This window comes from Pseudomonas sp. 2 (genome assembly GCF_056627435.1).
Map to the genome: position 1 here is coordinate 303,458 of NZ_JBWXNG010000006.1, position 24,992 is coordinate 328,449.

23 protein-coding genes are annotated in these 24,992 nt (G+C 62.9%); 14 read left to right on the forward strand and 9 right to left on the reverse strand.

Features of this window, described 5'->3' with window-relative positions; translation table 11 throughout:
- Window positions 1–8: 8 nt before the first annotated feature.
- The 4 genes from kdpB to AC1MEK_RS12925 all read left to right on the forward strand — a co-directional run bounded on the left by kdpB (window position 9) and on the right by AC1MEK_RS12925 (window position 6,484).
- On the forward strand, window positions 9–2,075 hold the full coding sequence (kdpB, locus tag AC1MEK_RS12910; RefSeq protein ID WP_480396670.1) for a potassium-transporting ATPase subunit KdpB: 2,067 nt from the start codon (window positions 9–11) through the stop codon (window positions 2,073–2,075).
- A 75-nt stretch (window positions 2,076–2,150) separates the two neighbouring features.
- Window positions 2,151–2,708 carry a potassium-transporting ATPase subunit KdpC gene (gene kdpC, locus AC1MEK_RS12915; protein ID WP_480396671.1) on the forward strand — a complete coding sequence of 186 codons (558 nt, stop codon included), beginning with the start codon at window positions 2,151–2,153 and terminating at the stop codon, window positions 2,706–2,708.
- Between the two features lie 181 nt (window positions 2,709–2,889).
- The gene (locus AC1MEK_RS12920) at window positions 2,890–5,547 is read left to right on the forward strand and encodes a DUF4118 domain-containing protein (RefSeq protein WP_480396672.1); all 2,658 of its coding nucleotides are present in this window, start codon (window positions 2,890–2,892) and stop codon (window positions 5,545–5,547) included.
- Window positions 5,548–5,794: 247 nt separating this feature from the next.
- Window positions 5,795–6,484 carry a response regulator gene (locus AC1MEK_RS12925; RefSeq protein ID WP_480396673.1) on the forward strand — a complete coding sequence of 230 codons (690 nt, stop codon included), beginning with the start codon at window positions 5,795–5,797 and terminating at the stop codon, window positions 6,482–6,484.
- A gap of 12 nt (window positions 6,485–6,496) precedes the next feature.
- Here AC1MEK_RS12925 and AC1MEK_RS12930 read toward each other — a convergent pair whose 3' ends face one another.
- The gene (locus tag AC1MEK_RS12930; protein ID WP_480396674.1) at window positions 6,497–7,555 is read right to left on the reverse strand and encodes a patatin-like phospholipase family protein; all 1,059 of its coding nucleotides are present in this window, start codon (window positions 7,553–7,555) and stop codon (window positions 6,497–6,499) included.
- Between the two features lie 177 nt (window positions 7,556–7,732).
- On the opposite strand from AC1MEK_RS12930, the gene AC1MEK_RS12935 reads away from it, so the two are divergent.
- The 6 genes from AC1MEK_RS12935 to AC1MEK_RS12960 all read left to right on the forward strand — a co-directional run bounded on the left by AC1MEK_RS12935 (window position 7,733) and on the right by AC1MEK_RS12960 (window position 13,849).
- A complete protein-coding gene (locus tag AC1MEK_RS12935; protein WP_166595210.1) occupies window positions 7,733–8,011 on the forward strand; it encodes a hypothetical protein in 279 nt (92 codons plus the stop codon).
- A gap of 256 nt (window positions 8,012–8,267) precedes the next feature.
- Complete coding sequence (locus tag AC1MEK_RS12940) at window positions 8,268–9,185, forward strand: AAA family ATPase (protein ID WP_480396675.1); 918 nt, start codon at window positions 8,268–8,270, stop codon at window positions 9,183–9,185.
- Complete coding sequence (locus tag AC1MEK_RS12945) at window positions 9,155–10,138, forward strand: DUF58 domain-containing protein (protein WP_480396676.1); 984 nt, start codon at window positions 9,155–9,157, stop codon at window positions 10,136–10,138. Before AC1MEK_RS12940 ends, AC1MEK_RS12945 begins: the two co-directional genes overlap by 31 nt.
- 13 nt (window positions 10,139–10,151) lie before the next feature.
- Window positions 10,152–12,155 carry a transglutaminase TgpA family protein gene (locus AC1MEK_RS12950; RefSeq protein WP_480396677.1) on the forward strand — a complete coding sequence of 668 codons (2,004 nt, stop codon included), beginning with the start codon at window positions 10,152–10,154 and terminating at the stop codon, window positions 12,153–12,155.
- 20 nt (window positions 12,156–12,175) lie between these two features.
- Entirely contained in the window at window positions 12,176–12,955 is a 780-nt protein-coding gene (locus AC1MEK_RS12955) for a CHAD domain-containing protein (RefSeq protein WP_480396678.1), read from the forward strand.
- Between the two features lie 99 nt (window positions 12,956–13,054).
- Entirely contained in the window at window positions 13,055–13,849 is a 795-nt protein-coding gene (locus tag AC1MEK_RS12960; protein ID WP_480396679.1) for an acyl-CoA thioesterase, read from the forward strand.
- 40 nt (window positions 13,850–13,889) lie between these two features.
- Here the strand turns inward: AC1MEK_RS12960 and AC1MEK_RS12965 are convergent, their stop codons facing one another.
- Together AC1MEK_RS12965 and AC1MEK_RS12970 are read right to left on the reverse strand one after the other, a co-directional pair.
- Window positions 13,890–14,111, reverse strand: coding sequence for a hypothetical protein (locus AC1MEK_RS12965; protein WP_480396680.1), 222 nt, complete (start codon window positions 14,109–14,111; stop codon window positions 13,890–13,892).
- 312 nt (window positions 14,112–14,423) lie between these two features.
- On the reverse strand, window positions 14,424–14,723 hold the full coding sequence (locus tag AC1MEK_RS12970) for a PilZ domain-containing protein (protein WP_480396681.1): 300 nt from the start codon (window positions 14,721–14,723) through the stop codon (window positions 14,424–14,426).
- 266 nt (window positions 14,724–14,989) lie between these two features.
- Between AC1MEK_RS12970 and rssB the strand changes: the two genes are divergently transcribed.
- Complete coding sequence (gene rssB / locus AC1MEK_RS12975; RefSeq protein ID WP_480396682.1) at window positions 14,990–16,171, forward strand: two-component system response regulator RssB; 1,182 nt, start codon at window positions 14,990–14,992, stop codon at window positions 16,169–16,171.
- Window positions 16,171–16,653 (forward strand): anti-sigma factor antagonist RssC, encoded by a 483-nt coding sequence (gene rssC / locus AC1MEK_RS12980; RefSeq protein WP_081569474.1) that lies wholly within the window; start codon window positions 16,171–16,173, stop codon window positions 16,651–16,653. The genes rssB and rssC overlap by 1 nt, the downstream gene beginning before the upstream one ends.
- 904 nt (window positions 16,654–17,557) lie before the next feature.
- Here the strand turns inward: rssC and tal are convergent.
- Window positions 17,558–18,484 carry a transaldolase gene (gene tal / locus AC1MEK_RS12985; RefSeq protein WP_480396683.1) on the reverse strand — a complete coding sequence of 309 codons (927 nt, stop codon included), beginning with the start codon at window positions 18,482–18,484 and terminating at the stop codon, window positions 17,558–17,560.
- A gap of 568 nt (window positions 18,485–19,052) precedes the next feature.
- On the opposite strand from tal, the gene AC1MEK_RS12990 reads away from it, so the two are divergent.
- Both AC1MEK_RS12990 and dusA read left to right on the forward strand, forming a co-directional pair.
- Window positions 19,053–19,562 carry an N-acetyltransferase family protein gene (locus tag AC1MEK_RS12990; RefSeq protein ID WP_480396684.1) on the forward strand — a complete coding sequence of 170 codons (510 nt, stop codon included), beginning with the start codon at window positions 19,053–19,055 and terminating at the stop codon, window positions 19,560–19,562.
- A gap of 123 nt (window positions 19,563–19,685) precedes the next feature.
- Window positions 19,686–20,696, forward strand: coding sequence for a tRNA dihydrouridine(20/20a) synthase DusA (gene dusA, locus AC1MEK_RS12995; RefSeq protein WP_480396685.1), 1,011 nt, complete (start codon window positions 19,686–19,688; stop codon window positions 20,694–20,696).
- A 100-nt stretch (window positions 20,697–20,796) separates the two neighbouring features.
- Here the strand turns inward: dusA and AC1MEK_RS13000 are convergent, their stop codons facing one another.
- From AC1MEK_RS13000 to xylG, 5 genes are all read right to left on the reverse strand, one after another.
- Entirely contained in the window at window positions 20,797–21,081 is a 285-nt protein-coding gene (locus AC1MEK_RS13000; RefSeq protein ID WP_480396686.1) for a type II toxin-antitoxin system RelE/ParE family toxin, read from the reverse strand.
- The gene (locus AC1MEK_RS13005) at window positions 21,071–21,313 is read right to left on the reverse strand and encodes a CopG family ribbon-helix-helix protein (RefSeq protein ID WP_480396687.1); all 243 of its coding nucleotides are present in this window, start codon (window positions 21,311–21,313) and stop codon (window positions 21,071–21,073) included. The genes AC1MEK_RS13000 and AC1MEK_RS13005 overlap by 11 nt, the downstream gene beginning before the upstream one ends.
- A gap of 101 nt (window positions 21,314–21,414) precedes the next feature.
- Window positions 21,415–22,005 (reverse strand): eCIS core domain-containing protein, encoded by a 591-nt coding sequence (locus tag AC1MEK_RS13010; RefSeq protein WP_480396688.1) that lies wholly within the window; start codon window positions 22,003–22,005, stop codon window positions 21,415–21,417.
- A 217-nt stretch (window positions 22,006–22,222) separates the two neighbouring features.
- Window positions 22,223–23,359: a sugar ABC transporter permease gene (locus tag AC1MEK_RS13015; protein WP_480396689.1), complete on the reverse strand. Its 1,137-nt coding sequence runs from the start codon at window positions 23,357–23,359 to the stop codon at window positions 22,223–22,225.
- Window positions 23,360–24,928, reverse strand: coding sequence for a D-xylose ABC transporter ATP-binding protein (gene xylG, locus AC1MEK_RS13020; RefSeq protein WP_480396690.1), 1,569 nt, complete (start codon window positions 24,926–24,928; stop codon window positions 23,360–23,362).
- Between the last annotated feature and the right edge of the window lie 64 nt (window positions 24,929–24,992).

Consider the following 24,992-nt stretch of genomic DNA (forward strand, 5'->3'; position numbering starts at 1 on the left):
AACGAATCATGAACATGCCTGCTCCTGTGATTAAAAATGCTGAACCCTCGGTGGCCGCCGAATCGGTCAAGACCGGCATCGCCCAGCTGTGGCGCCCGGCGCTGATCCAGGCCTTCGTCAAGCTCGACCCGCGCCAGTTGCAACGCGCGCCGGTGATGCTGGTCGTCGAGCTGACGGCGATCCTCACCACTGTCCTGTGTGTGATTCCCAACCCGGCGGTGCCGACCTTTGTGGCGGTGCAGATCGCCCTGTGGCTGTGGTTCACCGTGCTCTTCGCCAACTTCGCCGAAGCCCTGGCCGAAGGTCGTGGCAAGGCCCGTGCCGACAGCCTCAAGGCCGGGACCGAAGGCCTTAAGGCGCGGGTGCGCGGCGAGACCGGCGGCTTTTTGATGGTCAACGCCAGTACCCTGCGCAAGGGCGATGTGGTGCGGGTCGAAGCCGGTGAGCTGATTCCCGGCGACGGCGAGGTCATCGAAGGCATCGCGGCGGTCAACGAGGCGGCGATTACCGGTGAATCCGCGCCGGTGATTCGTGAATCTGGCGGCGATCGTTCGGCGGTCACCGGCAACACGCGTCTGGTCTCCGACTGGCTGCTGGTGCGCATCAGCGCCAACCCCGGCGAGTCGACCCTGGACCGCATGATCGCACTGGTCGAAGGCGCCAAACGCCAGAAGACCCCCAACGAAGTGGCGCTGGACATCCTGCTGATCGGCCTGACCCTTATCTTTCTGCTGGTGGTGGTGACCCTGCAGCCGTTCGCCCACTTCGCTGGCGGTGATCTGCCGCTGGTGTTTCTGGTGGCGCTGCTGGTGACGCTGATTCCCACCACCATCGGCGGGCTGCTCTCGGCCATCGGGATTGCCGGGATGGATCGCCTGGTGCGCCTGAACGTGATCGCCAAATCCGGCCGTGCCGTGGAAGCGGCGGGGGACGTTCACGTCCTGCTGCTGGACAAGACCGGCACCATCACCTTCGGCAACCGTCGCTGCTCGGCGGTGTACGCCGCGCCTGGGGTGAGTGGCAAGGAACTGGTGGAAGGCACCTTGTTCGCCTCGCTGGCGGACGATACCGCCGAGGGCAAATCCATCGTCGAGTACCTGCGTGCGTTGCAGCCGATCGTCGAGCCCGCATCGAGCGAGTTGACCGCCGTGCCGTTCAGCGCCGAGACCCGCCTGTCGGGCGTCGACTACAACGGCCGCGTGTATCGCAAGGGTGCGGTGGATTCGCTGCTCAAGTTCATCGGCCGTGATCGCAGCGACCTGCCAGCGCCATTGGCCCGGGAAGTCGACAAGATCGCCAAGACCGGCGGCACGCCGCTGCTGGTGTGTGTCGATGACCGGCTGCTGGGTGCGATTCACCTGAAAGACGTGGTTAAACCTGGCATCCGCGAGCGCTTCGATGAGCTGCGCAAACTGGGGATTCGCACCGTCATGGTGACCGGCGACAACCCGCTGACCGCTGCTGCGATCGCCGCCGAGGCAGGCGTCGATGACGTGCTCGCCGAAGCCACGCCCGAGAAGAAACTCGAACGTATTCGCCAGGAGCAGAACGACGGGCGCCTGGTGGCCATGTGCGGCGACGGCGCCAACGATGCCCCGGCCCTGGCCCAGGCCGACGTCGGCATGGCGATGAACGACGGCACCCAGGCGGCGCGCGAGGCGGCCAACATGGTCGACCTGGACAGCGACCCGACCAAGCTGCTGGACGTGGTGCAGATCGGCAAGGAGTTGCTGGTGACCCGCGGCGCGCTGACCACCTTTTCCATCGCCAACGACGTGGCCAAGTACTTCGCCATTCTGCCGGCGCTGTTCGCGGCGATTTATCCGCAGCTGGGTGTGCTCAACATCATGCACCTGGCAAGCCCGCAGAGCGCGATTCTCTCGGCCATCGTCTTCAACGCGCTGATCATCGTGGTGCTGATTCCACTGGCATTGCGCGGCGTGCGGGTGCAGGCGGCCAGCGCAGCGCATCTGTTGCGGCGCAACCTGTTGATCTACGGCCTGGGCGGGATCGTGGTGCCGTTTCTCGGCATCAAGGTCATCGACCTGCTGCTGACCGCGCTGCATCTGGTTTAGCTGTTCTTCGTGCTGCGGTCGTGTGCCTCTGGAGAGAACCGACCGCAGCCAATGATGAAATCGAGGATTGAAAAAATGTCGACTATAGTGCGTCCCGCCGTGAGCCTGATTGTGTTGATGACCCTGATCACCGGCGTGGCTTATCCGCTGGTGGTGACGGGCGTTGCGCAGGTGGCGCTCCCCGAGCAGGCCAATGGCAGCCTGGTGTATGACGATCAGGACAAGGTGCGCGGCTCGGAGCTGATCGCGCAGAACTTCAGCGGCGAAGAGTGGTTTCATCCGCGCCCGTCCGCTGGCGCTTATGCCACGGTCGCCAGCGGCGCGAGCAATCTGGCGCCGAGCAACCCGGCGCTGGCCAAGCGGATCGGTGATGATGCCGCGCAGGAAAAGGTCGAAGGGCAGGGGCCGGTGCCGCTGAATCTCTTGACCACCTCGGGTAGCGGCCTTGACCCTCATCTGTCGCCGGCGGCGGCCGATTACCAGGTAACCCGCGTGGCAGTGGCCCGGCACCTGCCGCGCGAGACGGTGCAGCGGCTGGTGGCGGCCAACACCGAACATTCGCTGATTGGCCCGCCGGTGGTGAATGTGCTGGCGTTGAATCAGAGTTTGAATGCGTTGCCGCAGGCGAGATAGTTGAACTAATCGCAAAATATGAACGCGGTCGCCTAATGTGGGAGCCGGCTTGCTGGCGAATGCGGTGCGTCATGCAACATCGATGTATCTGGCCCGACGCATTCGCCAGCAAGCCGGCTCCCACAGGTCCGTTGCAAGGCTCGACACTTCGAACAATGAAAGAATCATCAGGACAACCATCGTGAACTCCAACACCCGTGCCGACGCCTTGCTGGCTTCACTTCCCCGGGATGACCGTGGGCGGCTCAAGGTCTTTCTGGGTGCCGCGCCCGGCGTGGGCAAGACCTTCGCCATGCTGCAGGCCGCGCACACGCAGATGCGCCAGGGTGTATCGGTGCTGGTGGGCGTGGTGGAGACCCATGGCCGCAGCGAAACCGAGGCCCTGCTCGGCGGCCTGTCGCAGCTGCCCATGGTGCGCAGTGAATACCGCGGCGTGATGCTCGAAGAAATGGACCTGGACGGCCTGCTCAAGGCCCGGCCGAAACTGGCGCTGGTGGACGAACTGGCCCACAGCAATGCACCCGGCAGCCGCCACGCCAAGCGCTGGCAGGACATCCAGGAGCTGCTGTCGGCGGGGATCGACGTCTACACCACCGTCAACGTCCAGCATCTGGAAAGCCTCAACGATCAGGTGCGCGGCATCACCGGCGTGCAGGTGCGCGAAACCCTGCCGGACTGGGTGCTGCAGGAGGCCTTCGAGCTGGTGCTGATCGACCTGCCGCCCCGCGAGCTGCTGGAGCGCCTGCGCGATGGCAAGGTTTACGTGCCGGAGCAGGCGCGGGCAGCGATCGATGCGTTTTTCACCCAGACCAACCTCACCGCCCTGCGCGAACTGGCGATGCAGACCGCCGCCGCGCAGGTCGATAACGACCTGGCCCAGGGTTATCGACAGCTGGGCCAGGCCGCGCCTGCGGTGCGTGGCCGCTTGCTGGTCGGGATCGACGGCGATGCCCAGGCCGAACGGCTGGTGCGCCATGCCAGCCGCGTGGCCCAGCGCCGGCATCTGCCGTGGAGCCTGGTGCACGTCGACAATGGCCGGTTCTTCGACGAGGTCGCCCGCAGCCGCCTGCAGAACGCCCAGCAACTGGCCGAGCGGCTGGGTGGCGAAGTGGTGGTGCTGCGTGCGCCGGAAGTGGCGAAAACATTGATTCAACATGCCGCCGAACGCCGCGCCAGCCTGGTGCTGGTCGGCCAGTCGCGGCCCTTGTTGCGCCGGCGCCTGTTCGGCGGCGGGCTGGCGGCGCGTCTGTTGCGCAACACCCACGGCCTGGAAATCAACGTGCTCGACAGCGAGGTGCGGCCCGATCAACCGCGCTCGAACATCCCTCGGGTCACGCCGTGGTTCGATTACCTGCTGGCCGTCGTCGCGACGCTGGGCGCCAGCGCGCTGGCCTGGGCGGTGGCGAGCGTGCTGGCGCTGCCGAATATCTCGCTGGTGTTCCTCGCCGCCGTGTTGCTGGTGGCCGTGCGCAGCAGCGTGGGGCCGGCGATGGTCTGTTCGGTGCTGTCATTCCTGGCCTATGACTTTCTGTTCATCCCGCCGAACTTCTCCCTGAGCATCCAGCGCGAAGAAGACGTGCTGACGCTGTTGTTCTTCCTGATGATGGCGGCCCTGACCGGCAATCTCGCCGCGCGCCAGCGCCGGCAATTGCAGGCGCTGCGCGACACCCAGGAAGAAACCAGCGAGCTGCTCGACCTGTCCAGGCGCCTGACGGCCGCCACCGACCGCCAGGCCGTGCTCAGCGCTGCCGAACAGCATCTGGCGGGCTGGCAGGAGTTGCAGATCTGCATTTTCGACAACCCCAATCAGCAGGGCTGGAAGGTCGACAGCGGCGCGGGGGTGGAGCTTTCCGAGTTCGAGCGCGCCGCTGCCGACTGGGCCTGGCAGCACGGCCAGCCTGCTGGCAAGGGCACCGGCACCTTGCCTGCGGGCGGCTGGTGGTTTCTGCCGTTGTGGGTCGACGATGCGCCACTGGCCTTGCTCGGCGTCAGGCCAAAGGCGGGGCAGAATTTCACTGCCCAGCGTCGGCGCCTGCTCACGGCCCTGAGCCAGCCGCTGGGTCAGGCCTTGGCTCGCGCCCGCTTGGCTGAGGATCTGGAGGCCGCGCGCCTGCACGGGGAAACCGAGCAACTGCGCAGCGCCTTGCTGGCCTCGGTGTCCCATGATCTGCGCACGCCGCTGACCGCCATGCGCGGCAGCATCGACAGCCTGCTGGCGCTGGGCGAAGCCATTCCGCCGGGCGATCGTCAGGAATTGCTCGAAGGCACTCGCGATGAAGCCGAGCGCCTGGATCGCTACATCCAGAACCTGCTGGACATGACCCGTCTGGGCCATGGCGCGCTGAAACTGGCGCGGGACTGGGTCGCGCCGGCGGACATCGTCGGCAGCACCTTGAACCGCTTGCGCGCAGTGCTGGCGCCGCTTGCCGTCAGCACCGACGTACCGGCCGAATTGCCGCTGCTGTATGTACACGCGGCGCTGATCGAGCAGGCGCTGATCAATGTGGTGGAAAATGCCGCGCGCTTCTCGCCGGTGCATGGCCGCCTGCAGATTCAGGTGCATCCTTCGGCCGACGAATTGGTGTTCGCGGTCAGCGACGAGGGGCCTGGTATTCCGGAGGACGAGCGGGCGAAGATCTTCGACATGTTCTACACCGCCGCCCGCGGCGACCGGGGCGGGCAGGGCACGGGCCTGGGGCTGGCGATCTGTCAGGGCATGGTCGGCGCCCATGGCGGACGCATCAGCGTCGGTGACGGCATCGAGGGGCGCGGGACCTGCATCAGCCTGCACCTGCCGTTGCAGGCCCAGCCCCAGGCGGAAGTGGAGCAGGCGTCGTGAGCCGGGAATCGGTTACGCTGGGTTCTCATAGCGCAGTCCGTAGCAGCACGGCTTGCCGGCGGTGGCGTCCTCAAGATCGCTTCCGCCGGCAAGCCGTGCTGCTACGGGATCTGTGTCGAGCGCGGATCATGCGTACGCTATAAATCCGTAGCAGCCGGGCTTGCCCGCGGGATCAATCGTGAGGGCTGCGTCGCCGGCAAGCCGTGCGGCGATGAGATAACGATGAAGACAATTCGACAGGACAACCATGAGCCAGACGGCAACCATTCTGGTGATCGACGACGAGCCGCAGATTCGCAAATTCCTGCGCATCAGCCTCGCGTCACAGGGATACAAAGTGCTCGAAGCCGGCACCGGCAGCGAGGGCCTGAGCCAGGCGGCGCTGAACAAGCCGGACCTGCTGGTGCTCGACCTCGGCCTGCCGGACATCGACGGCCAGGACGTGCTGAGCCAGTTTCGCGAATGGTCGGCGGTGCCGGTGCTGGTGCTCTCGGTGCGCGCCAGCGAAGGGGAAAAGGTGCGGGCGCTGGATTCGGGGGCCAACGACTACGTGACCAAGCCGTTCGGCATCCAGGAGTTCCTGGCGCGGATACGCGCATTGCTGCGTCAGGCGCCGGACACCGGGCAGACCGAGTCGGCACTGGTGATCGGCCCCTTGACCGTGGACCTGGCCTATCGCCGGGTCACCCTGGACGACAGCGAAGTCGCCCTGACCCGCAAGGAATACGCGGTGTTGGCGCAACTGGCGCGCCATCCCGGGCGGGTCATCACCCAGCAGCAACTGCTCAAGGACATCTGGGGCCCGACCCATGTAGAAGATACCCATTACCTGCGCATCGTCGTCGGCCACCTGCGCCAGAAGCTCGCCGACGACCCGGCAGCGCCCCGCTTCATCGTTACCGAGGCGGGGGTGGGTTATCGCCTGGTAATGCCCTGAATACCGTCGCCCTCAATGCTCGCGCTCATACCGATCCAGCGTATCGCGGGCGATCTCCCGGCCCAGGGCGATCAACTCCGGCGCCTTGTAGAACTCGAAAAACCGGCACACGCGCTTGGGCACGTTGATCAGGATGTCGGGCGGGTAACCGGCGATCTTGTACTGGGCCAGCGACGTCTGCATCACCTCGAAGCTCTGGTTGATCAGGTCCAGCAATGACGCCGGGCCGACGTTGTCGACGATCACCGCGCCACTGGCCGATTTCGGCGCACCCGGCTCAGTGGGCGCGGCGGCCGGTTGCTGGCCTTGCGGGTCGGCGGATTCTGCGTCCGAGCCCAGCCATGGATTGGGCAGAATGGCCGCCGTGGCTTTCAGGCTGTCCTGCTCCAGACGCAACACATCGTCCCCGGCCACCTCCAGCTTGCGCCGGAACGGCAGGTGCGAGCCGATGGACGATATCAGGCTGTCGAAGCGCTTCTTTACCGCCGGCGGGCGCTCGATCACCGGCAACTGATACTGCTTCTGGTTGGTGGAGTTGAGGTTGACCGCCACGATCAGGTCGCAGTGGCTGGACACCACCGGCACGATCGGCAGCGGATTGAGCAAGCCGCCGTCCACCAGCGTGCGATTGCCCTGGACCACCGGGGTGAACAGGCTGGGAATCGCCGCCGAGGCGCGCATGGCCGCGTGCAGATTGCCTTCCTGGAACCAGATTTCCTGCTGGTTGGTCAGGTCGGTGGCCACGGCGGTGTAGGGAATGCGCAAATCCTCGATATTGACCTCGCCGACGATCTCACGAATCTGCCCGAACACCTTCTCCCCGCGAATCGCCCCCAGGCGGAAACTCACATCCACCAGGCGCAGCACATCCAGGTAATCCAGGCTCTCGATCCAGGCCCGGTACTGCGGCAGTTTTCCGGCGGCATAAATCCCGCCGATCACCGCCCCCATCGAACACCCGGCGACGCAGGCAATGTCATAACCGCGCCGCTCCAGCTCCTCGATCACCCCAATGTGCGCATAGCCCCTGGCACCCCCGGACCCCAACACCAGCGCTATTCTTTTTTTCATTGGCAGGTCCCCCGTTGCAGTGCTTCTACCCTACGCCCAAGGCTGCCGCGAATCATCAGGTGTTTGTATAACCCGTGCGACATAAAACAGGTGCTGTGCGACGGCAGGTTATGGCACTTTTGCATCGCCGCACCGTCCAACTCGCATCGTCGATATCCATTGTTGAGGTAACACCCCATGAAAGCCTGGATCTGCCTGCCGCTGCTCGCCCTTGTTCTCACAGGCTGCGCCGGTAAAACCGCCTATCGCGACAGTTGCGCGACGAATCTGGATGCCGCCTGGCATGAGCTGGATCTGGCCAAGGCTGAAGGATTTGCCGGTACTGTCAGTTACTCCAAGGCGCTGTCGCTGTTGACCGGCGCCAAGACCCAGCAGCAGTTCGAAGCCTTCGAGGGCTGTAACGAGAAGGCCGAGAAGGCGCGTTTCTATATTCGTGAGTCGCGCGCCGGGCGTTGATTTAACGCGATCCACCCTGTAGGAGCGAATTCATTCGCGATTGGCCGGTGCACCTGATGCATCCCTGTCGCCTGATCAATCTTTCGCGAATGAATTCGCTCCTACAGGTTTCCCACCCTGCGGCGCTATCTGCAATAAATCCTCCCCAATCTCTCTCCGTACTGGCGAAAAGGCCTACGCTGATTTTAAAGTGGCTGCACGTCTGGCATTTTTTGCAGTCCCAACGCCATGAGCAGTCGCCTGGGGAGGCCTTCCAATGGGCAGAAAACTCGATCTGTGTCTGAACGCGATCAATGAGGTGGTACTGGGCAAGGAGCCACAGGTTCGATTGGCCATGACCTGCCTGCTCGGGGGCGGCCACCTGCTGATCGAAGATCTGCCCGGCATGGGCAAGACCACCCTCAGCCACACCCTGGCCCGCGTGCTGGGCCTGAGTTTTCAGCGCATCCAGTTCACTTCCGATCTGTTGCCCGGGGATATTCTCGGGACTTCGATCTTCGACCGGGAAACCGGGCAGTTCACCTTTCATCCCGGGCCGATCTTCGCCGAACTGGTGCTGGCCGACGAAATCAACCGGGCCACGCCCAAGAGCCAGAGCGCCTTGCTCGAAGCCATGGAAGAAGGGCAGGTGACCATCGAAGGTGCAACCCGCTTGTTGCCCGATCCGTTTTTCGTCATTGCCACCCAGAACCCGTTCAGCCAGGGTGGCACCTTCGCCTTGCCCGAGTCGCAACTGGACCGCTTTCTGATGCGCCTGTCCCTGGGCTACCCGGCGCGCTCGGCGGAAAAAGCGCTGTTGCTGGGCGAATCCCGACGGGAAATTCTGCCGCGCATCGAGCCGATTATCGACCACACTGAATTGGCCGCCCTGCAGGAAGAGGCGCGGCGGGTGCGCGCCAGTGATGCGCTGGTCGACTACGTGCTCAGGCTGGTGGACGCCACGCGCAGCCAGCCGCAATTCGCCTACGGGCTTTCGCCCCGGGCCAGCCTTGCGATCCTGTCGGCGGCGCGGGCCTGGGCCTTGCTGATCGGTCGTGATTACGTGATACCTGAGGACGTTCAGGCGATCCTGCCTGCGGTGATCGGCCATCGCTTGCGCGAGCGCACCGATCCGACCGGGCATGGTGGCGGGGCGTTGGTCCAGTGGCTGCTGCGCGAGGTGCCGGTGCTTTGATTGCACAGTTCAAGCCGCTCTGGCAGCGCTGGGTGGGGCGTCGAATCCCCCCGGCTTCGCGGATCGAGCTCAATCACCGTCGAATTTTCATACTGCCGACCCGGGTCGGTGGCACTTACGCGTTCGTGCTGTTTCTGCTGTTGCTGGTCTCGATCAACTACCAGAACAGCCTGGCCTACGGTCTGACTTTTCTGATGCTGTCGGTGGGCATCCTGGCGATTCTGCACACCTACCGCAATTTCACCGGCCTGGTGCTCAGCGCCAGCAACGCCCGCTCGGTGTTCGTCGGCGAGCCGGTACAACTGCGCCTGCGCCTGGAAAGCGCGGCCAGCGCCCATCATGCCATTGCGCTGGGCTGGGACACCGAGCAATTGGAACAGGCGGATGTCGACCCTGACAGCCAGGTGGAGGTGGCGCTGACCTTGCCCGCGATCAACCGCGGCTGGCTTCGGGCCCCGCGCTTGCGGGTCGAGAGCGTGTTCCCGCTGGGCATCTTCCGCGCCTGGAGCTGGCTGGACCTGGAACAGACCGTGCTGATCTACCCGCGCCCGGTGCCGGGCAGCATGCCCTTGCTGCAGGGCGTGCAACCCCACGCCGAAGACGATGGCCAGGCCACGCGCGGCGAAGGCGTCGACGATTATCAGGGCCTGCGACCCTGGCAGCCCGGCGATTCGATGCGCCGCATGCACTGGAAGGCCTGGTCGCGAGGGCAGGGCCTGATGGTCAAGGAATTCACCGACCTGAGCGGCCATGACCTGTGCCTGGACTTCATGGCGCTGGGCGGCGACATCGAGGAGCGCCTGTCGCGTTTGTGTTACTGGGTGTTGGAACTGTCCCACCGTCAGCAGCCGTTCGCCTTGCGCCTGCCGGGTTTTCTGTCGGCGGTCGACAGCGGCGACGCCCATCGCGAGGCCTGCCTGCGCCAGTTGGCGCTGTACGGCGTGCGGGCATGAGGGGCGGGCGGTCATGACCCTGACCAACCTCGCCAAACCGATCCCGCGGGTCAGCCTGAACTGGCTGTTGATCGCTCAGGCGTTGGTCATCGTGCCGTTTTCCCTGCACGTGCCGGTGGCGCTGATTCTGTTGTGGCTGGTGTGCTCGTTCTGGCGTATCCAGATCTTTCGCATGCGCGTGCGCATGCCCGGCACCTGGGTCAAATGCGCGTTGCTGGTGGGCACCGCCGGCGGGATCTTTCTGGCGCGAGGCAGCCTGGTGGGGCTCGACGCGGGAGCGGCGCTGCTGATCGCGGCGTTCATTCTCAAGATGCTGGAAATGCAGACCCGCCGCGACGCGCTGGTGCTGATCTTCCTCGGCTTCTTCTGTGTCGCGGTCGGCTACCTGTTCGAAGACGCGCTGCTGTGGGGCCTGTTCACGCTGTTGCCCATTGCGACGCTGCTGGCGGCGCTGATTGGCTTGCAGCAGTCCGGTTTCGCCAGCCGGCCCGCCGACACCCTGTGGCTCTCGGCCAAGCTGCTGTTGCAGGCCGTGCCGCTGATGTTGCTGCTGTTTCTGTTCTTTCCGCGGCTGGACCCGCTGTGGTCGCTGCCCCAGCCCAGCAACAAGGCCCTGACCGGCCTGTCCGATAGTATGGCGCCTGCGGACATCACCGAGTTGAGCAAGTCGGCGGCGCTGGTGTTTCGGGCCAGTTTCGAAGGGCCGATTCCACCGCGCAACCAGCAGTACTGGCGCGGCCTGACCCTGGAGCAGTTCGACGGCAGGCGCTGGTCGCAATCCTCCCGGGCGCAGGTGCCGGACGCGCCTGACTGGCGCCGTGAGGGCGACAAACTCAGCTACAGCGTGGTCATGGAGCCCACCGGCAAACCCTGGCTGATGACCCTGGATGTCGGCGAAACGGACCTGGCCGGCGTGCGCCAGATGAGCGATTTCCGCTGGCAGCGCCGGCGGCCCATCGACCAGTCGATGCTGTACACGGTCACCTCCTGGCCGGACGCGGTGCGCGAGACCGTGCTCAGCGACGGCGCCCGCTCGCAGAACCTGCAATTGCCCGCCAAGGTCAACCCCGAAACCCGGGAATGGGCGGCCGATCTGCATCGCCGCTACCCCAAGCCCGGCATGCTGGTCGACGCCTTGCTGTCGTACTTCACCGAACAGCCGTTCCACTACACCCTCAAACCGCCCGCGCTGGGGCCCAACAGCATCGATGACTTCCTGTTCGGCAGCCGTTCGGGCTTCTGCGCGCATTACGCCGGGGCGATGACCTTCGTGTTGCGCGCCGCTGGCATTCCTTCGCGAGTGGTGGCGGGCTATCAGGGCGGGGAGCTCAATCCTGACGGAAATTACCTCAGCGTGCGTCAGTTCGATGCCCACGCCTGGGTCGAATACTGGGAGGCCGGTGTCGGCTGGCGCAGCGTCGACCCGACCGCAGCGGTGGCGCCTGCGCGCATCGAACAGGGGCTGGAGCAGGCCTTGGCCGCCGACGAGGATTTTCTTGGCGACTCGCCGATGTCGGCGCTGCGCTATCGTCATCTGGCCTGGGTCAACTCGATCCGCCTGAGTTGGGATAACCTCAACTACGGCTGGCAGCGCTGGGTGCTGGGCTATCAAGGCCAGCAACAATTGCAGGTGCTGGGGCGCTGGTTCTCGGGGTTTCAGGCGCCGGTGTTCGCTGGCGCGGCAGTGGTGATCCTGGGCTTGCTGGCGCTCTGGCTGTTCAAGCCCTGGCGCCGAGAAAGCGATTCGCAGCTGCGTTTGTTCAGCGCCTTCGAACGACTGCTGGCCCGCCATGGTCTCAGACGTGGGCAAGGCGAGGGCGCCCAGGCATTCGCCCGCCGCGCGGCACTGCGTTTCCCGGCTCAGGCCGAGGCGATCGAGGAATTTGCCCGGGAGTTCGAGGCACAACGCTACGCTGGTACGCCCGGTTCGGTCGGCCATTTGCGCCGTCGTTTGAAATATTTGCGCCGTAGCCTGCCGTGGCGCCTTTCGGCAGTCAAAGACAAGTCGCAATCATGATGCGTTAAGGAGAGGGTTCGATGTCAGCCATGGTCGATCATCTGATCGCCGAGATTCTCAGTCTCAATATCAAATTGCTGGCCTGTCATGCGCGGCTGGTCGCGTCGACCGACAGCGAAGCGCTGCATGATCTGCGCACCACGGTTCGGCGTCTGCGCAGCGTGTTGCGGCCGATGCGCGGCTTGCCGGGGATGGATCAGGTCGAGGAAGCCGCCAAGGGCGTGGGCGAGCTGACCACGCCACTGCGCGACATGCAGGTGCTTGCCGGTTTTCTGCAAAAACAGGGGCTGGAGCAGGCGGCGCAAAAGCGCGCCAGACATCTGGAGTCGGCCTGCCCGCAGGTCGCCACTTCAGCCGAGCTCAACCGCCTGTTGGGCGTACTGGATCAACTGCCTTCGTTTTTGCGCGCCCAGCAGCGTCATGGCCTGCTGAAAAAGCTGCGCCAACGCATCGAAAAACGCATGGACAAACAGTGGACGCAACTGCGCGAGGCCATGGCCGATCCGGCCCACGACCGCCATCGCCTGCGTCTGCTGATCAAGCGCGTGCGCTACGCCGCCGAAGCTTATCCCGAACTGAGTCATCAACCCGAGGGCATGCAGAAGCGGCTCAAGTCGGCACAGGGAGCACTGGGCGACTGGCACGATCATCTGCAATGGCTGGCTCAGGCCGAAAAAGAGTCGGACCTTTCGCCCTGTGTCGCGGGATGGGAATTAGGCATCCTGCAAGCCGAAGAAAAATCCGACAAGGCACTGGACCGGCTGTTTCACGCCTGTTTCGGCAAAGCGCCCGTTCACTGATCCCGATCAGGCCGCAGGATTGGCAGTTATGAGCCCTGTCCTGCGGTTTTCACCCCGCTAACATCCGGAAAAACCTGTCGACCCCTTTGAGGAGTGCGCATGAAATTTTCCGAATTGCTCGATGCGGTGCGTGACAATCCCGCCTCAGTTTCCATCCCCGGCAGTTGGGGCCAGGGCCGCTCGTGTTTCGGCGGACTGATGGCCGCGCTGCAATTTGAAGCCATGCGCGCGAAAGTGCCCGCCGACCGGCCGGTGCGTTCGCTGGCGATCTGCTTTGTCGGCCCGCCCGCGATTGACGTGCCGATTGCCTTCGAGGTGGAAATCCTGCGCGAGGGCAAGGCGGTCACTCAGGTGCTGGGCCGGGCGGTGCAGAACGGTGAAACCGTCACCTTGATTCAGGGCAGTTTCGGCGCTCCGCGTGAATCGGCGATCGCGGTGGCCGCTGAGCCTGCGCCCTCGTTCAAAGCGGTTGATGAAGTTCCGGCGTTTCCGTTCGTGCCCGGGGTGATGCCTGAATACCTGCGTTTCATCGAAATGCGCTGGGCGCTGGGCGGGATGCCGTATTCGAACACGCCATCGCCGGCCATTGGCGGCTACGCGCGTCTGCGTGATGTTGAGGAAGAACCTTTGACCGAAGCCCATCTGCTGGCCCTGGTCGACACCTGGCCTCCGGCGACATTGCCGCACCTGAAAAAGCCGGCGCCGGGCAGTTCATTGACCTGGACCATCGAGTTTGTGCAGCCGCTGCCAGCGATGACGACCCGTGACTGGACGCAATACCGTGCAGTGATCGAGCACGCGCGCGATGGCTATGGCCATGTGGCCGCTGGGTTGTGGACGTCGAAAGGGGAGTTAGTGGCGATGAGCCGCCAGACAGTGACGGTGTTCGGGTAAGCGCGGGAGGGATATGCGAGGGCCGACCTGCTCCGAGACCTTACTGGCCTCGGGTCTTGATGGCCTGGGCGGCGATCAGGCCCAGCACGCCGATCCCGGCAGAGGTGATGCTGGCGTTCAGTGCCCCGTCGAGCAGCAGCAAGCCTGAAACGATGGACAGCGGGAAGGCCATGGACGACAGCACGACGTTGGGCGACAGGCCGGTTTTGCTGACGCTGGAGAAGAAGTCATCAAGGTGCAGGTTGGTGATGAACTTGGGCATGATCGCTGGCCTCCATGGATACTGAACAAGAATTGTTTCTGATGGGTTCAGGATAGGCCGGGTGGGGGGTGGCGGCGAATTCAGGTTTGCTATCGGGTTGATAGGGGGGATGGGTTTCGGCAATCGCTGAGTGGGATGTGGGGCTAGTTCAAGATCAAGATCGTGATCTTGACCTTGACCTTGACCTTGACTCTAAAAACGTGACAGCCGTCAGGCAGAACCCTGGGCAACAACCCAATCTCTCGTCGATCGCCATCGGCTCCGACTATTTTAAGAAATGTTTTGAAACTGTGACCGAGTTCCGAAGTGCCATCACTTCATTTTCAGGATCGTCAGCCCCAGCTTCTGCACATCACCCTGAATGTCAGCCACCCATACCACCTCGGTATCAGCTTCAAGCCCCTTTAGTGCAGGATGATCCGACTCGATGCGCACGCTGATCCGGTCACCCACCTTGAACGAGCGCGAAGCCTTGATCTGCATGCCTGAGCTGGATAAATCCACGCAAACCGCCGGAATGATCTGGCCCGCGTAGATCAGGCTGATGTCCGCATCGACGCGCATACGGATGTAGTCTCGTTTCTCGGCATAGTCGCGATCAATCTGGCCCATGGGCTCATCCTTCGTTTTTGTTGCTGATTTGATGGTTCTTATAACTCTCGGTGATTTGCGATGTAAAGACGTCCACCGACCGCTGGAGCACGCTTGAAACGCCCGGCGGATGGGAGTACCGTCTGCGCCTTGAAGGGCACCTCTGACAAGTGAAGCGTTTGATCAAAAATCCGCTACCGTTTCCAGAGAGGCTAGAAGCGAATCCAGTACGCGGCCTGACAGAATCGGACCGTGTACGCCAACCTGATCTGGCGCCGTTTGCCCACATGCAAAAAACCAGTGCCACGCTGCTGATTATCGATGACGACGAAGTAGTGCGCGCGAGTCTCGCGGCCTATTTGGAAGACAGTGGGTTCAGCGTCCTGCAAGCCAGTAACGGGCTGCAGGGTCTACAGACCTTCGAGCAAAAGAAGCCTGATCTTCTGATCTGCGACCTGCGCATGCCTCAGGTGGGCGGTCTGGAACTGATCCGTCAGGTGACCAGCCTTGCCCCGGAAACCCCGGTCATCGTGGTCTCCGGCGCGGGTGTCATGAGCGATGCCGTCGAGGCATTGCGTCTGGGCGCGGCCGACTACCTGATCAAGCCCCTCGAAGACTTGGCCGTGCTGGAGCACTCGGTGCGTCGTGCGCTGGACCGTGCGCGGCTGCTGCAGGAAAACAAGCTGTATCGCCAGAAGCTCGAGACCGCCAACCGCGAGCTCGAAGCCAGCCTGCACCTGCTCCAGGAAGATCAGGACGCCGGGCGCCAGGTGCAGATGAACATGCTGCCGACCAGCCCCTGGGCGATCGACTCGTTCGAGTTCGAACACGAAATCATTCCGTCGCTGTATCTGTCGGGGGATTTCGTCGATTACTTCCGCGTCGACGAGCGCCGGGTGGCGTTCTATCTGGCGGACGTGTCCGGCCATGGTGCGTCTTCGGCGTTCATCACCGTGCTGCTCAAGTTCATGACCACGCGCCTGTTGTTCGAATCCAAGCGCGGCGGCATGCTGCCCGAGTTCAAGCCGTCGGACGTGCTGGGCCACATCAACCGCGGGCTGATCAGCTGCAAGCTGGGCAAGCACGTGACGATGGTCGGCGGCGTGATCGACGAGCAGTCGGGCAAACTGACCTACAGCGTGGGTGGGCACCTGCCGTTGCCGGTGCTCTACACCCCGGGCGAAGCCCGCTACCTGGAAGGCCGCGGTCTGCCGGTGGGGCTGTTCAACGAGGCGACCTATTCGGACCACGTGCTTGACTTGCCCGAGTCCTTTAGTCTGACGCTGTTGTCTGATGGCATTCTGGACCTGTTGCCAGGTGATACACTCAAAGAGAAAGAAGCCAACTTGCCTGAACTGGTCAAGTCGGCGGGCGGCAGCCTGGATGGCCTGCGTGATAAGTTTGGATTGGCCACACTCGGGGAGATGCCGGATGATATCGCCTTGTTAGTGTTGAGCAGGAACCTTTGATGAGTACCGGTAGAATCCAGTTTGCCGAGCAAGATGGCACCTTCGTCCTGAAATTCGTGGGTGAAGTGCGCCTGACGCTGTGCTCGGCGTTGGATGCGACGATCGAAAGGATTTTCACCTCGATGAATTTTTCCACCGTGGTGATCGACCTGACCGAAACGCGCAGCATTGACAGCACAACCCTTGGTCTTCTGGCCAAGCTCTCCATTCTGTCGCGTCAGAAGGCCGGTCTCTTGCCGACTGTCGTGACCACCCACGAAGACATCACGCGGCTGTTGCAGTCGATGGGCTTCGATCAGGTGTTCAACATCGTCGGCCGGCCGATTCCACGGCCTGAGTCGCTGTGCGACCTGCCTTCGCAGGATCAGTGCGAGGATGTGGTCAAGGCCAAGGTCCTTGAAGCGCACAAGATTCTGATGGGGCTCAATGATTCCAATCGCGAGGCGTTTCGGGATTTGGTTAATGCGCTGGAGCACCAGTAGCTAGCGCGCAAGTGTTCTTGGTGGCACTGTCGTCGCGTTTATCTTCGAAATTTGCATTGGCGTTGAGATGTTCTGGCTAACGCCAGACCTGTTTCGACTTCGTCGAACTACGATCAAGAGCGCTCTTCCTAACGTCAGATCTGTTTCGACTTCGTCGAGTTACTTGGAAAAGCCCCAAGTAACCAAGGGCTTTTGCTCCTGGTTTGGCCTCTCCTTCGTCGAGGTTCCTTCACTCCGGCCTCGCTCCGTGGGCCCGGCGTGAAAGGGCCATCCATGGCCCACACGCCTCTCGCCGCATCCATGCGGCTCGACCCACTCCGCGAGACCTCCATTCAGCCTGCACCCAAGTCGCGTTCTGTGGCGTTTGGGCCATCGCGTATAAAGATCAAAAGCCAAATCAAAAGCACGAGGGCGATGCCCCCCCGTAGCAGCACGGCTTGCCGGCGGGGGCGTCCTCAAGATCGCTCCCGCCGGCAAGCCGTGCTGCTACGGGGAGGTTTGGTGTTCCCGAGCGCAAAAATCAAAGGCGCCACAAATTGCGACTTTGGGAGGCCGAGCGCAGGCGTTGCGTAGGGGGATGACGGGCATGGATGCCCGGCAAGCCGCTGTGGGCCATGGATGGCCCATTTGCGGCGTGCCCCCGGAGCAATGCCGGAGGGAGGGAACCCCGACGAAGGAGGGGCCGGACAGTGGAGCGAGAACCCTTGGTTACTTGGGGTCATCAAGTAACTCGACGAAGTCGAAACAGGTCTGACGTTAGGAAGAGCGCTCTTGATCTTGAAACAGGTCTGGCGTTAGCCAGAACAAAAAGCTCAGCCACACCTCCGCTGTCGAGTCTGAACAAAAAACAAAAAAGGCGGCCCCCGCAAAGAGGCCGCCTTTTCAACGCTGTGAAGCCGGAACCTTACGCCTTGGCGCGCAACAAAGCCTCCAGCTTCTCCTGATCGCGAGCAAACTGACGAATACCCTCAGCCAGTTTCTCGGTCGCCATCGCATCCTCGTTCGACGCCCAGCGGAACTGCGCCTCGTTCAAGATCTGGCGCGGCTCGCCAGGATTACCCGGCTTGAGCTTCTGCACCAGCGTGCCGGTGTCTTCGGACAGCTTCTGCAACAGGTCAGGGCTGATGGTCAGACGATCGCAACCGGCCAGCTCTTCGATCTGCCCCAGATTGCGGAAGCTGGCGCCCATGACCACGGTCTTGTAGTCATTGGCCTTGTAATAGTTGTAGATGCGAGTCACCGACTTCACGCCCGGATCTTCCGCGCCCACGTATTCCTTGCCCTCGGCCTTCTTGTACCAGTCGTAGATGCGGCCCACGAACGGCGAGATCAGGAACACGCCCGCATCGGCGCAGGCCTGGGCCTGGGCGAAGGAGAACAGCAGGGTCAGGTTGCACTGGATGCCTTTCTTCTCCAGCTGCTCGGCTGCGCGGATACCTTCCCAGGTCGAAGCCAGCTTGATCAGAATGCGGTCGCGACCGATACCGGCCTTGTCGTACAGATCGACCAGACGCTCGGCGCGTTCGATGCAGGCGTTGGTGTCGAAGGAAATGCGCGCGTCCACCTCAGTGGAAACACGGCCCGGTACCACCTTGAGGATTTCCTGGCCGATGGCCACGGCGAAACGGTCGCTGGCCAGGCCAATGTCGCCCTTGGCGCCGCTGAAGGCTTCCTTCAGACGCTCGGCGTTGCTCTCGCTGGAGGCGGCCTTGAGCAGCAGGGAAGGGTTGGTGGTGGCATCGACCGGCTTGAGCTTTTCGATGGCAGCGAAATCGCCGGTATCGGCGACGACGGTGGTGATCTTTTTGAGTTGTTCCAGCTTGGAAGTCATGAGCGTGCTCTGTCCTGTGGGTCTGATGACATTACCCGAGCACCGCCGGTCACTCAAGGCCATAAACCGCATCCAGGCGGCTGATTCACAGGCCTGCATTTGCGCAAACAGCAGGCCCGCACGTTCAGCCGCGCAACCTGCGAAACATGATCGATACGGGATCAGTCCAGAGGGATGACGATCGGTTGCCGAGGAGGGCGGATGCTCGGTCCAGACTGCTTGGAGCCTCGGTTGGGCCAGTGGTTCCCGGCCCATGACGCTGGCGTTGGTGTGCCAACCCTGTAGGCAATGACTTACACGTTGCGGCGCGAACTCGCTCTATGAACTGTAACACTGCAGCGGTATCTTGGATCCATCAACTGAAGCGACGGACCCGCTTCCAGGATCAGGATGATCAACCATTTGCGCGGAGCGCTGCCGACAGGATGTTGGAATGGTGTTGAACTGAAAAACGACCCGCTTCGGCGGGTTTTTTTATGCCCGGAATAAAGTGCCGCGAGTCGTTAACCTTTGCCTCGCCGCGCGGTATCGTGGCGGGACGCCTTATAGACCGTGGAGTGTCTGCACTATGAATGTCCGCCCTGCGGCAATGGATGATGCCGATGCCATCAGTGTCATCGCCACTCAGACGTTCCATCTGGCCTGCCCGCCCGACACGCCTGAAGCGGAGCTTGCGCGTTACGCCGCCGAAAACCTGACTCCGGACTGCTTCAGGTCCGCCTTGAACCGCGCGGATCTGCGTCTTCTGGTGGTGGAAAACCAACAGGCCATTGTAGGCTTCAGCCTGATCACCGCCTCGCCGGAAAACATCGACATCCCTGCCGCCGATGGCGTTCCGGAGCTGACTCGCTGCTATGTCGCCGCCGACCAGCACGGCACGGGCGCGGCGCAATTGCTGATGAGCGAAACCCTTGCAACGGTTACGAGCGATATCCGCCTGACGGTCAACGATCAGAATCCGCGCGCCATACGTTTCTACCAGCGCAACGGTTTTGAACAGGTTGGCGAAACCACATTCGTCTGTGGTGCGGACCTGCATCGGGACCTGGTGATGGTTCGCCCGTTTCCGGCCGCCTGAGCAGGGCGTCGGCCTGTGCTCGGACGTCGGGCTTTCCTGATAGACTGTCGCGCCTTTTTCGAGTGATAGGGCAGAAGCGCCCTTGGAAACGGCGGTAAACGGTAGTCAATGAGAATCGTGTCAATGCAGAGCGTGCCCGCAGAAAACCTCGCAACTTCAGCCGATCCGGTCAGCCGGAGGTTTTCTGTCGCGCCGATGATGGACTGGACGGACAGGCATTGCCGGTTCTTCCTGCGCCTGTTGTCGAAAAATGCGCTGCTCTACACCGAAATGGTCACCACCGGCGCGCTGCTGCATGGCGACAGCGAGCGCTTCCTGCGCCACGACCAGAGCGAGCACCCGCTGGCGTTGCAACTGGGCGGCAGCAATCCGGCGGATCTGGCGGCCAGCGCGCGCCTGGCCCAGGCCGCAGGCTATGACGAGGTCAACCTCAATGTTGGCTGCCCGAGCGATCGGGTGCAGAACAACATGATCGGCGCGGTGCTGATGGGTCACCCGCAGCTGGTGGCCGATTGCGTCAAGGCCATGCGCGACGCGGTGTCGATCCCGGTGACGGTCAAGCACCGCATCGGCATCAACGGCCGCGACAGTTACGAGCAACTGTGCGAATTCGTTGGCACCGTTCGAGAGGCGGGTTGCACCAGTTTCACTGTCCACGCCCGCATCGCCATCCTCGAAGGCCTGTCGCCCAAGGAAAACCGCGAAATTCCGCCACTGCGCTACGACGTCGCCGCCCAGTTGAAACGCGATTTCCCGGACCTTGAATTCATCCTCAATGGCGGCATCAAGACCCTCGAACAATGCCGCGAACACCTGCAGACCTTCGACGGCGTGATGCTCGGCCGCGAGGCCTATCACAACCCATACCTGCTGGCCGAAGTCGACCGCGAACTGTTCGGTGGCACCGCGCCTGCGATCACCCGCGTTGAGGCGCTGGCCCAGCTGCGCCCCTACGTCGAAGCCCACCTGCGCGACGGCGGCTCGATGCACCACATCACCCGCCACGTCCTGGGCCTGGGCACGGGCTTCCCCGGCGCACGCAAATTCCGTCAGTTGCTGTCAGTGGACATCCACAAGACCGACGACCCGCTGGGTTTGCTGGACAAGGCAGGGGCGTTGCTGGAAGGGCGGTGAGCTGATCGGGAGCTCACAGGGTCGTGAGTGACGGTCCGTCCAATCCATCATTGGAACGACGCGGGTCAAGGTTGAAACTTGGTTATTGCCCGTAGCCTTTTCACCATCTTTGACGCGGTTTTTGCCGAGTGTGAAAGACCCCGAGAATCTGCAGCGAGTTACTTCTCAGGCGATACGGAATCAGATACGGCCAATCTGGAACAACCCATTCACGCGTGTCCTTGATCCTGCCAACCCGTCCCAGCGCCGGAAAACTGGCCAACCTGTCCACGCTGGCGAAGATTGCATCTGAAAATTCATCTGCGGCCCGAGGGTTTTCAAGGGCGATGTAATCGGCTTCGTCGCTCAGCTGTTTGAGGGCTTTCTCAAGCCACTCAACCCGCATCCTGACTCCTGCGTCGGGCGCGAACGGCAGCTACCTGTTCATCAGTGGCGAAATTCCCGTTATCTGCTTCTTTGACGGCCAGTTCGATCTGGCCAGCGAGCGTGGTTTCATACTCGATGTAGTCACGCAGGATATCCACGGCAAGGTAACTCGCGTTTTGCCCATGTTGCTTGGCCAGCTCTGTGAGGGAATCCGACAGGTCTTCCGGCAGATTCAGGGATATTTGGCTCATGGGCGCCTCGGTTGTGGAGGTTGGACAGTGCGCATCTTACACCCGCGAAGACCTCGAGGAATGCACAGGCTGTCGCATCCTGTGTCACGCGGCGAATCCCTTCACGGATCCAACCCCCGCATCACCCGTCCCACCTTGGTCTGAATCTCGTACGCAGGCGCTTCGACCTCGTTGAAGTCCAGCGTGTAGCGTTGGGCAAATCCCGCCACGCCCCATTCCTGATATTGCTGGACGTGCTTGAGTTCATGGGCCCAGAGCGAGACGTTGTGTTCGGCGTCCTGTTCGGTGCGAAAGACGATGATATCGATCAGGGTCACGGCGCCAATGTCGGGGTTTTGCAGCATCGCTTTGGCGGCGCTGAGTTCGCCGTTGTCGCCGACCTTATAGAGTGCGGCGTCGAGCACGCTGGGCGGGTACCAGCGCAAGAGTTTTTCGCGGATGGCCTCGGGGATCGGTTGGGTCAGGCTCAGGGCCGCCTCGGCTCGCGATTGTGTCAGCCACAGCGCCAGCGCAGGCGCGGCGATCTGGGTGACGTCGGTGGGCATGCCGCTGCCCAGCACCTGGCCGATGTCCGGCAGGCAGAAGCAGCCGTTCAGGCAGATGAGTTTTTCACCGATAGGGCAGGAGGTCGGATCGGCGCTGGCGCTCGCGGTGAGGCAGGTCAGGAGCAGGGCGAGCAGGTGGTGGCGCATGGGCGGTTCCAAAAAGGCTTTGGCCCTGCTGTAAATAGTGCCCTCACTGGATAAATGCAAGATAACCGCGATCCGCTTCTGGCCGAAGGCCGTGGGAGCCGGCTTGCTGGCGAACGCGTCCGGTCAGTCAACGATAGGTTGAATGACACACCGCATTCGCCAGCAAGCCGGCTCCCACGGGACCTGCGGAATCTACCGCCGCCCTGCGCGGCGGAATCTACCGCCGCCCTGCGCGCGTACTCACATCCACCCACACCGCCAGCACCAGAATGCTGCCCTTGACGATCATCTGCCAGTAGCTGTCGACGTCGAGCATGGACATGCCGTTGTCCAGGCTGGTGATCACCAGGGCACCGAGCAGTGCGCCGTAGACCGTCCCCGAGCCGCCGCGCATGGAGGTGCCGCCGATGAAGCACGCGGCGATGGCGTCGAGTTCGCCCATGTTGCCGGCCGAGGGCGAACCGGCGGCCAGCCGGGCGGTGTTCACCAGGCCGGCCAGGGCGCACATCACGCCCATGATGCCGAAGATCCACAGTTTCACCGCCTGCACGTTGATCCCGGACAGGCGCGTGGCTTCCATGTTGCTGCCCACCGAATAGATGCGGCGGCCAAACACGGTCTGGCTGGTGATGTAACTGAACAGTCCCAGTAACACCAGCAGCAACAGCACCGGCACCGGGATGCCGTCGTAGCTGTTTAGGGTATGAACGAACCCGGCCAGTACCGCGCCGATCAGCACGATGCGCAATCCGTCACGCACTATCGAGTGCGCAGCCAGCCCATGCAGGGCGCGGTTGCGCCGCTGGCGCCAGGTCAGGAACAGGGCCAGGGCGAACAACACCACGCCCAGGGTGATCCCGGCCAGCGGCGGCAGATAACCCTGGCCGACATACACCAGTTGCGGCGACACAGGCGCGATGGTGGTGCCGCCGGTAATGCCCAGCAGAATCCCGCGAAACGCCAGCATGCCGCCCAGCCCGACAATGAACGAAGGAATGCGCAGGTAGGCGGTCATGCTGCCGTTGGCCAGGCCGATCAGCAGCCCGCACAGGGTCACGATGGCCAGGTTCAGCGGCAGCGACAGGTGATAGACCACGTCGAGAATCGCCGCCAGCCCGCCGAGCAAGCCGAGCAGCGAGCCGACCGACAGATCGATCTCGCCGCTGATGATCACCAGCACCATGCCGCAGGCGAGAATCCCGGTGATGGACATCTGCCGCAGCAGGTTGGAGAGGTTGCGCGGGGTGAGAAAGCCGCCTTCGGTCTGCCAGCTGAAAAACAGCCAGATCAGGGCGATGGCGATGACCAGTGCGAGCATCTTGTAGCGGGTGAACAATTGTTTGAGCTGATTCATTTACAGCGTTCTCTCGACATTTGGCCGTTCGTTATTGTTCTGTGCAGCAGGTGCGGTGAGGGCGGCGGCGAGGATCTGTTCCTGGGTCAGGTCCTTGTTGATGAAGTTGCCGCGCAACTGGCCTTCGCCGATCACCAGCACCCGGTCGGAAACGCCCAGCACCTCGGCCAGCTCCGAAGACACCATGATGATCGACACGCCGCTGGCGGCCAGCGCGCCCATCAGCTTGTAGATCTCGTATTTGGCGCCCACGTCCACGCCGCGCGTAGGCTCGTCGAGGATCAGCACCCGGGGTTTGGCCAGCAGCATTTTGGCCAGGACGGCTTTCTGCTGGTTGCCGCCGGACAGGCTGGTAATGGGCAAAAACGGGCTGGCGGTTTTCAGGTGCATACGCGCAATTTCCCGGTCGATGCTGCCCAGTTCCGCTTCGGCGTCGATGCGCGTTAGGTGCGAGAAACTGTCGAGCACCGCCAGGGTGATGTTCTGGCCCACTCCAAGATCGGGAATGATCCCCTGGCGCTTGCGATCCTCGGGCACCATGCACAACCCGGCGCGAATGGATTTGAGCGGGGTACGGGTGTCGATGAGCGTGCCGTCCAGCCAGACCTCGGCCTGGTAGCGCCCGGGATAGGCACCGAACAGCGCCGACACCAGCTCTGTGCGCCCGGCGCCGACCAGCCCCGCGATGCCGAGGATTTCGCCACGCCTGAGGGAGAACGAAATGTCGTCGACGCGCTTGCGCCGGGGGTTGTCGACATCGAAGCAGGTGACGTTGCGCGCCTCGAAAAACACCTCGCCGATGGCGTGGGGCTCGCTGGGGTAGAGGTTGCTCATTTCGCGGCCGACCATCTGGGTGATGATCTTCGGGATGTCCATGTCGGCCATGGCCGTGGTCGCGATGTGCTTGCCGTCGCGGATCACCGAGATGGTGTCGCATACGGCTGCCACTTCATCGAGCTTGTGCGAGATGTAGACGCAGGCCACGCCTTTGGCCTTGAGGTCTCGGATGATGTCCAGCAACACCTCGATCTCGGCGCGGGTCAGGGCCGACGAGGGCTCGTCGAGGATCAGCAGACGCGCCTGCTTGTTCAACGCCTTGGCGATTTCCACCAATTGCTGATAGCCCCCGCCGTACTGCGAAACCGGCAGCGAGACGTTCATGTCCGGCACCTTGAGCTCGCGCATCAGGGCTTCGGCGCGGTGGATCATCGCCGGGTAATTCATACGCCCGCCGGGCAGGGTCAGCTCATGGCCCATGAAGATGTTTTCGGCCACCGACAGGTCGGGCACCAGGGTCAGTTCCTGGTGGATGATGACGATGCCGGCCGCTTCGGTGTCGCGGATCGACTGGGCACGTAGCGGTTGGCCGTCCCAGAGGATTTCGCCCTCCCAGGTGCCGTGGGGATAGACCGCCGAGAGCACTTTCATCAGCGTCGATTTGCCCGCGCCGTTCTCGCCGCACAGGCCGACGCACTCGCCGGGACGAACCTTGATATCGATGCCGTTGAGGGCCTTCACGCCGCCGAAGGTTTTGACGATGGCGTTCATTTGCAGCAGGTAGTCGGACATGGTGCGGATTCCAGAGTACGCAGATCCGTAGCAGCACGGCTTGCCGGCGGGCGCGGTGTGTCAG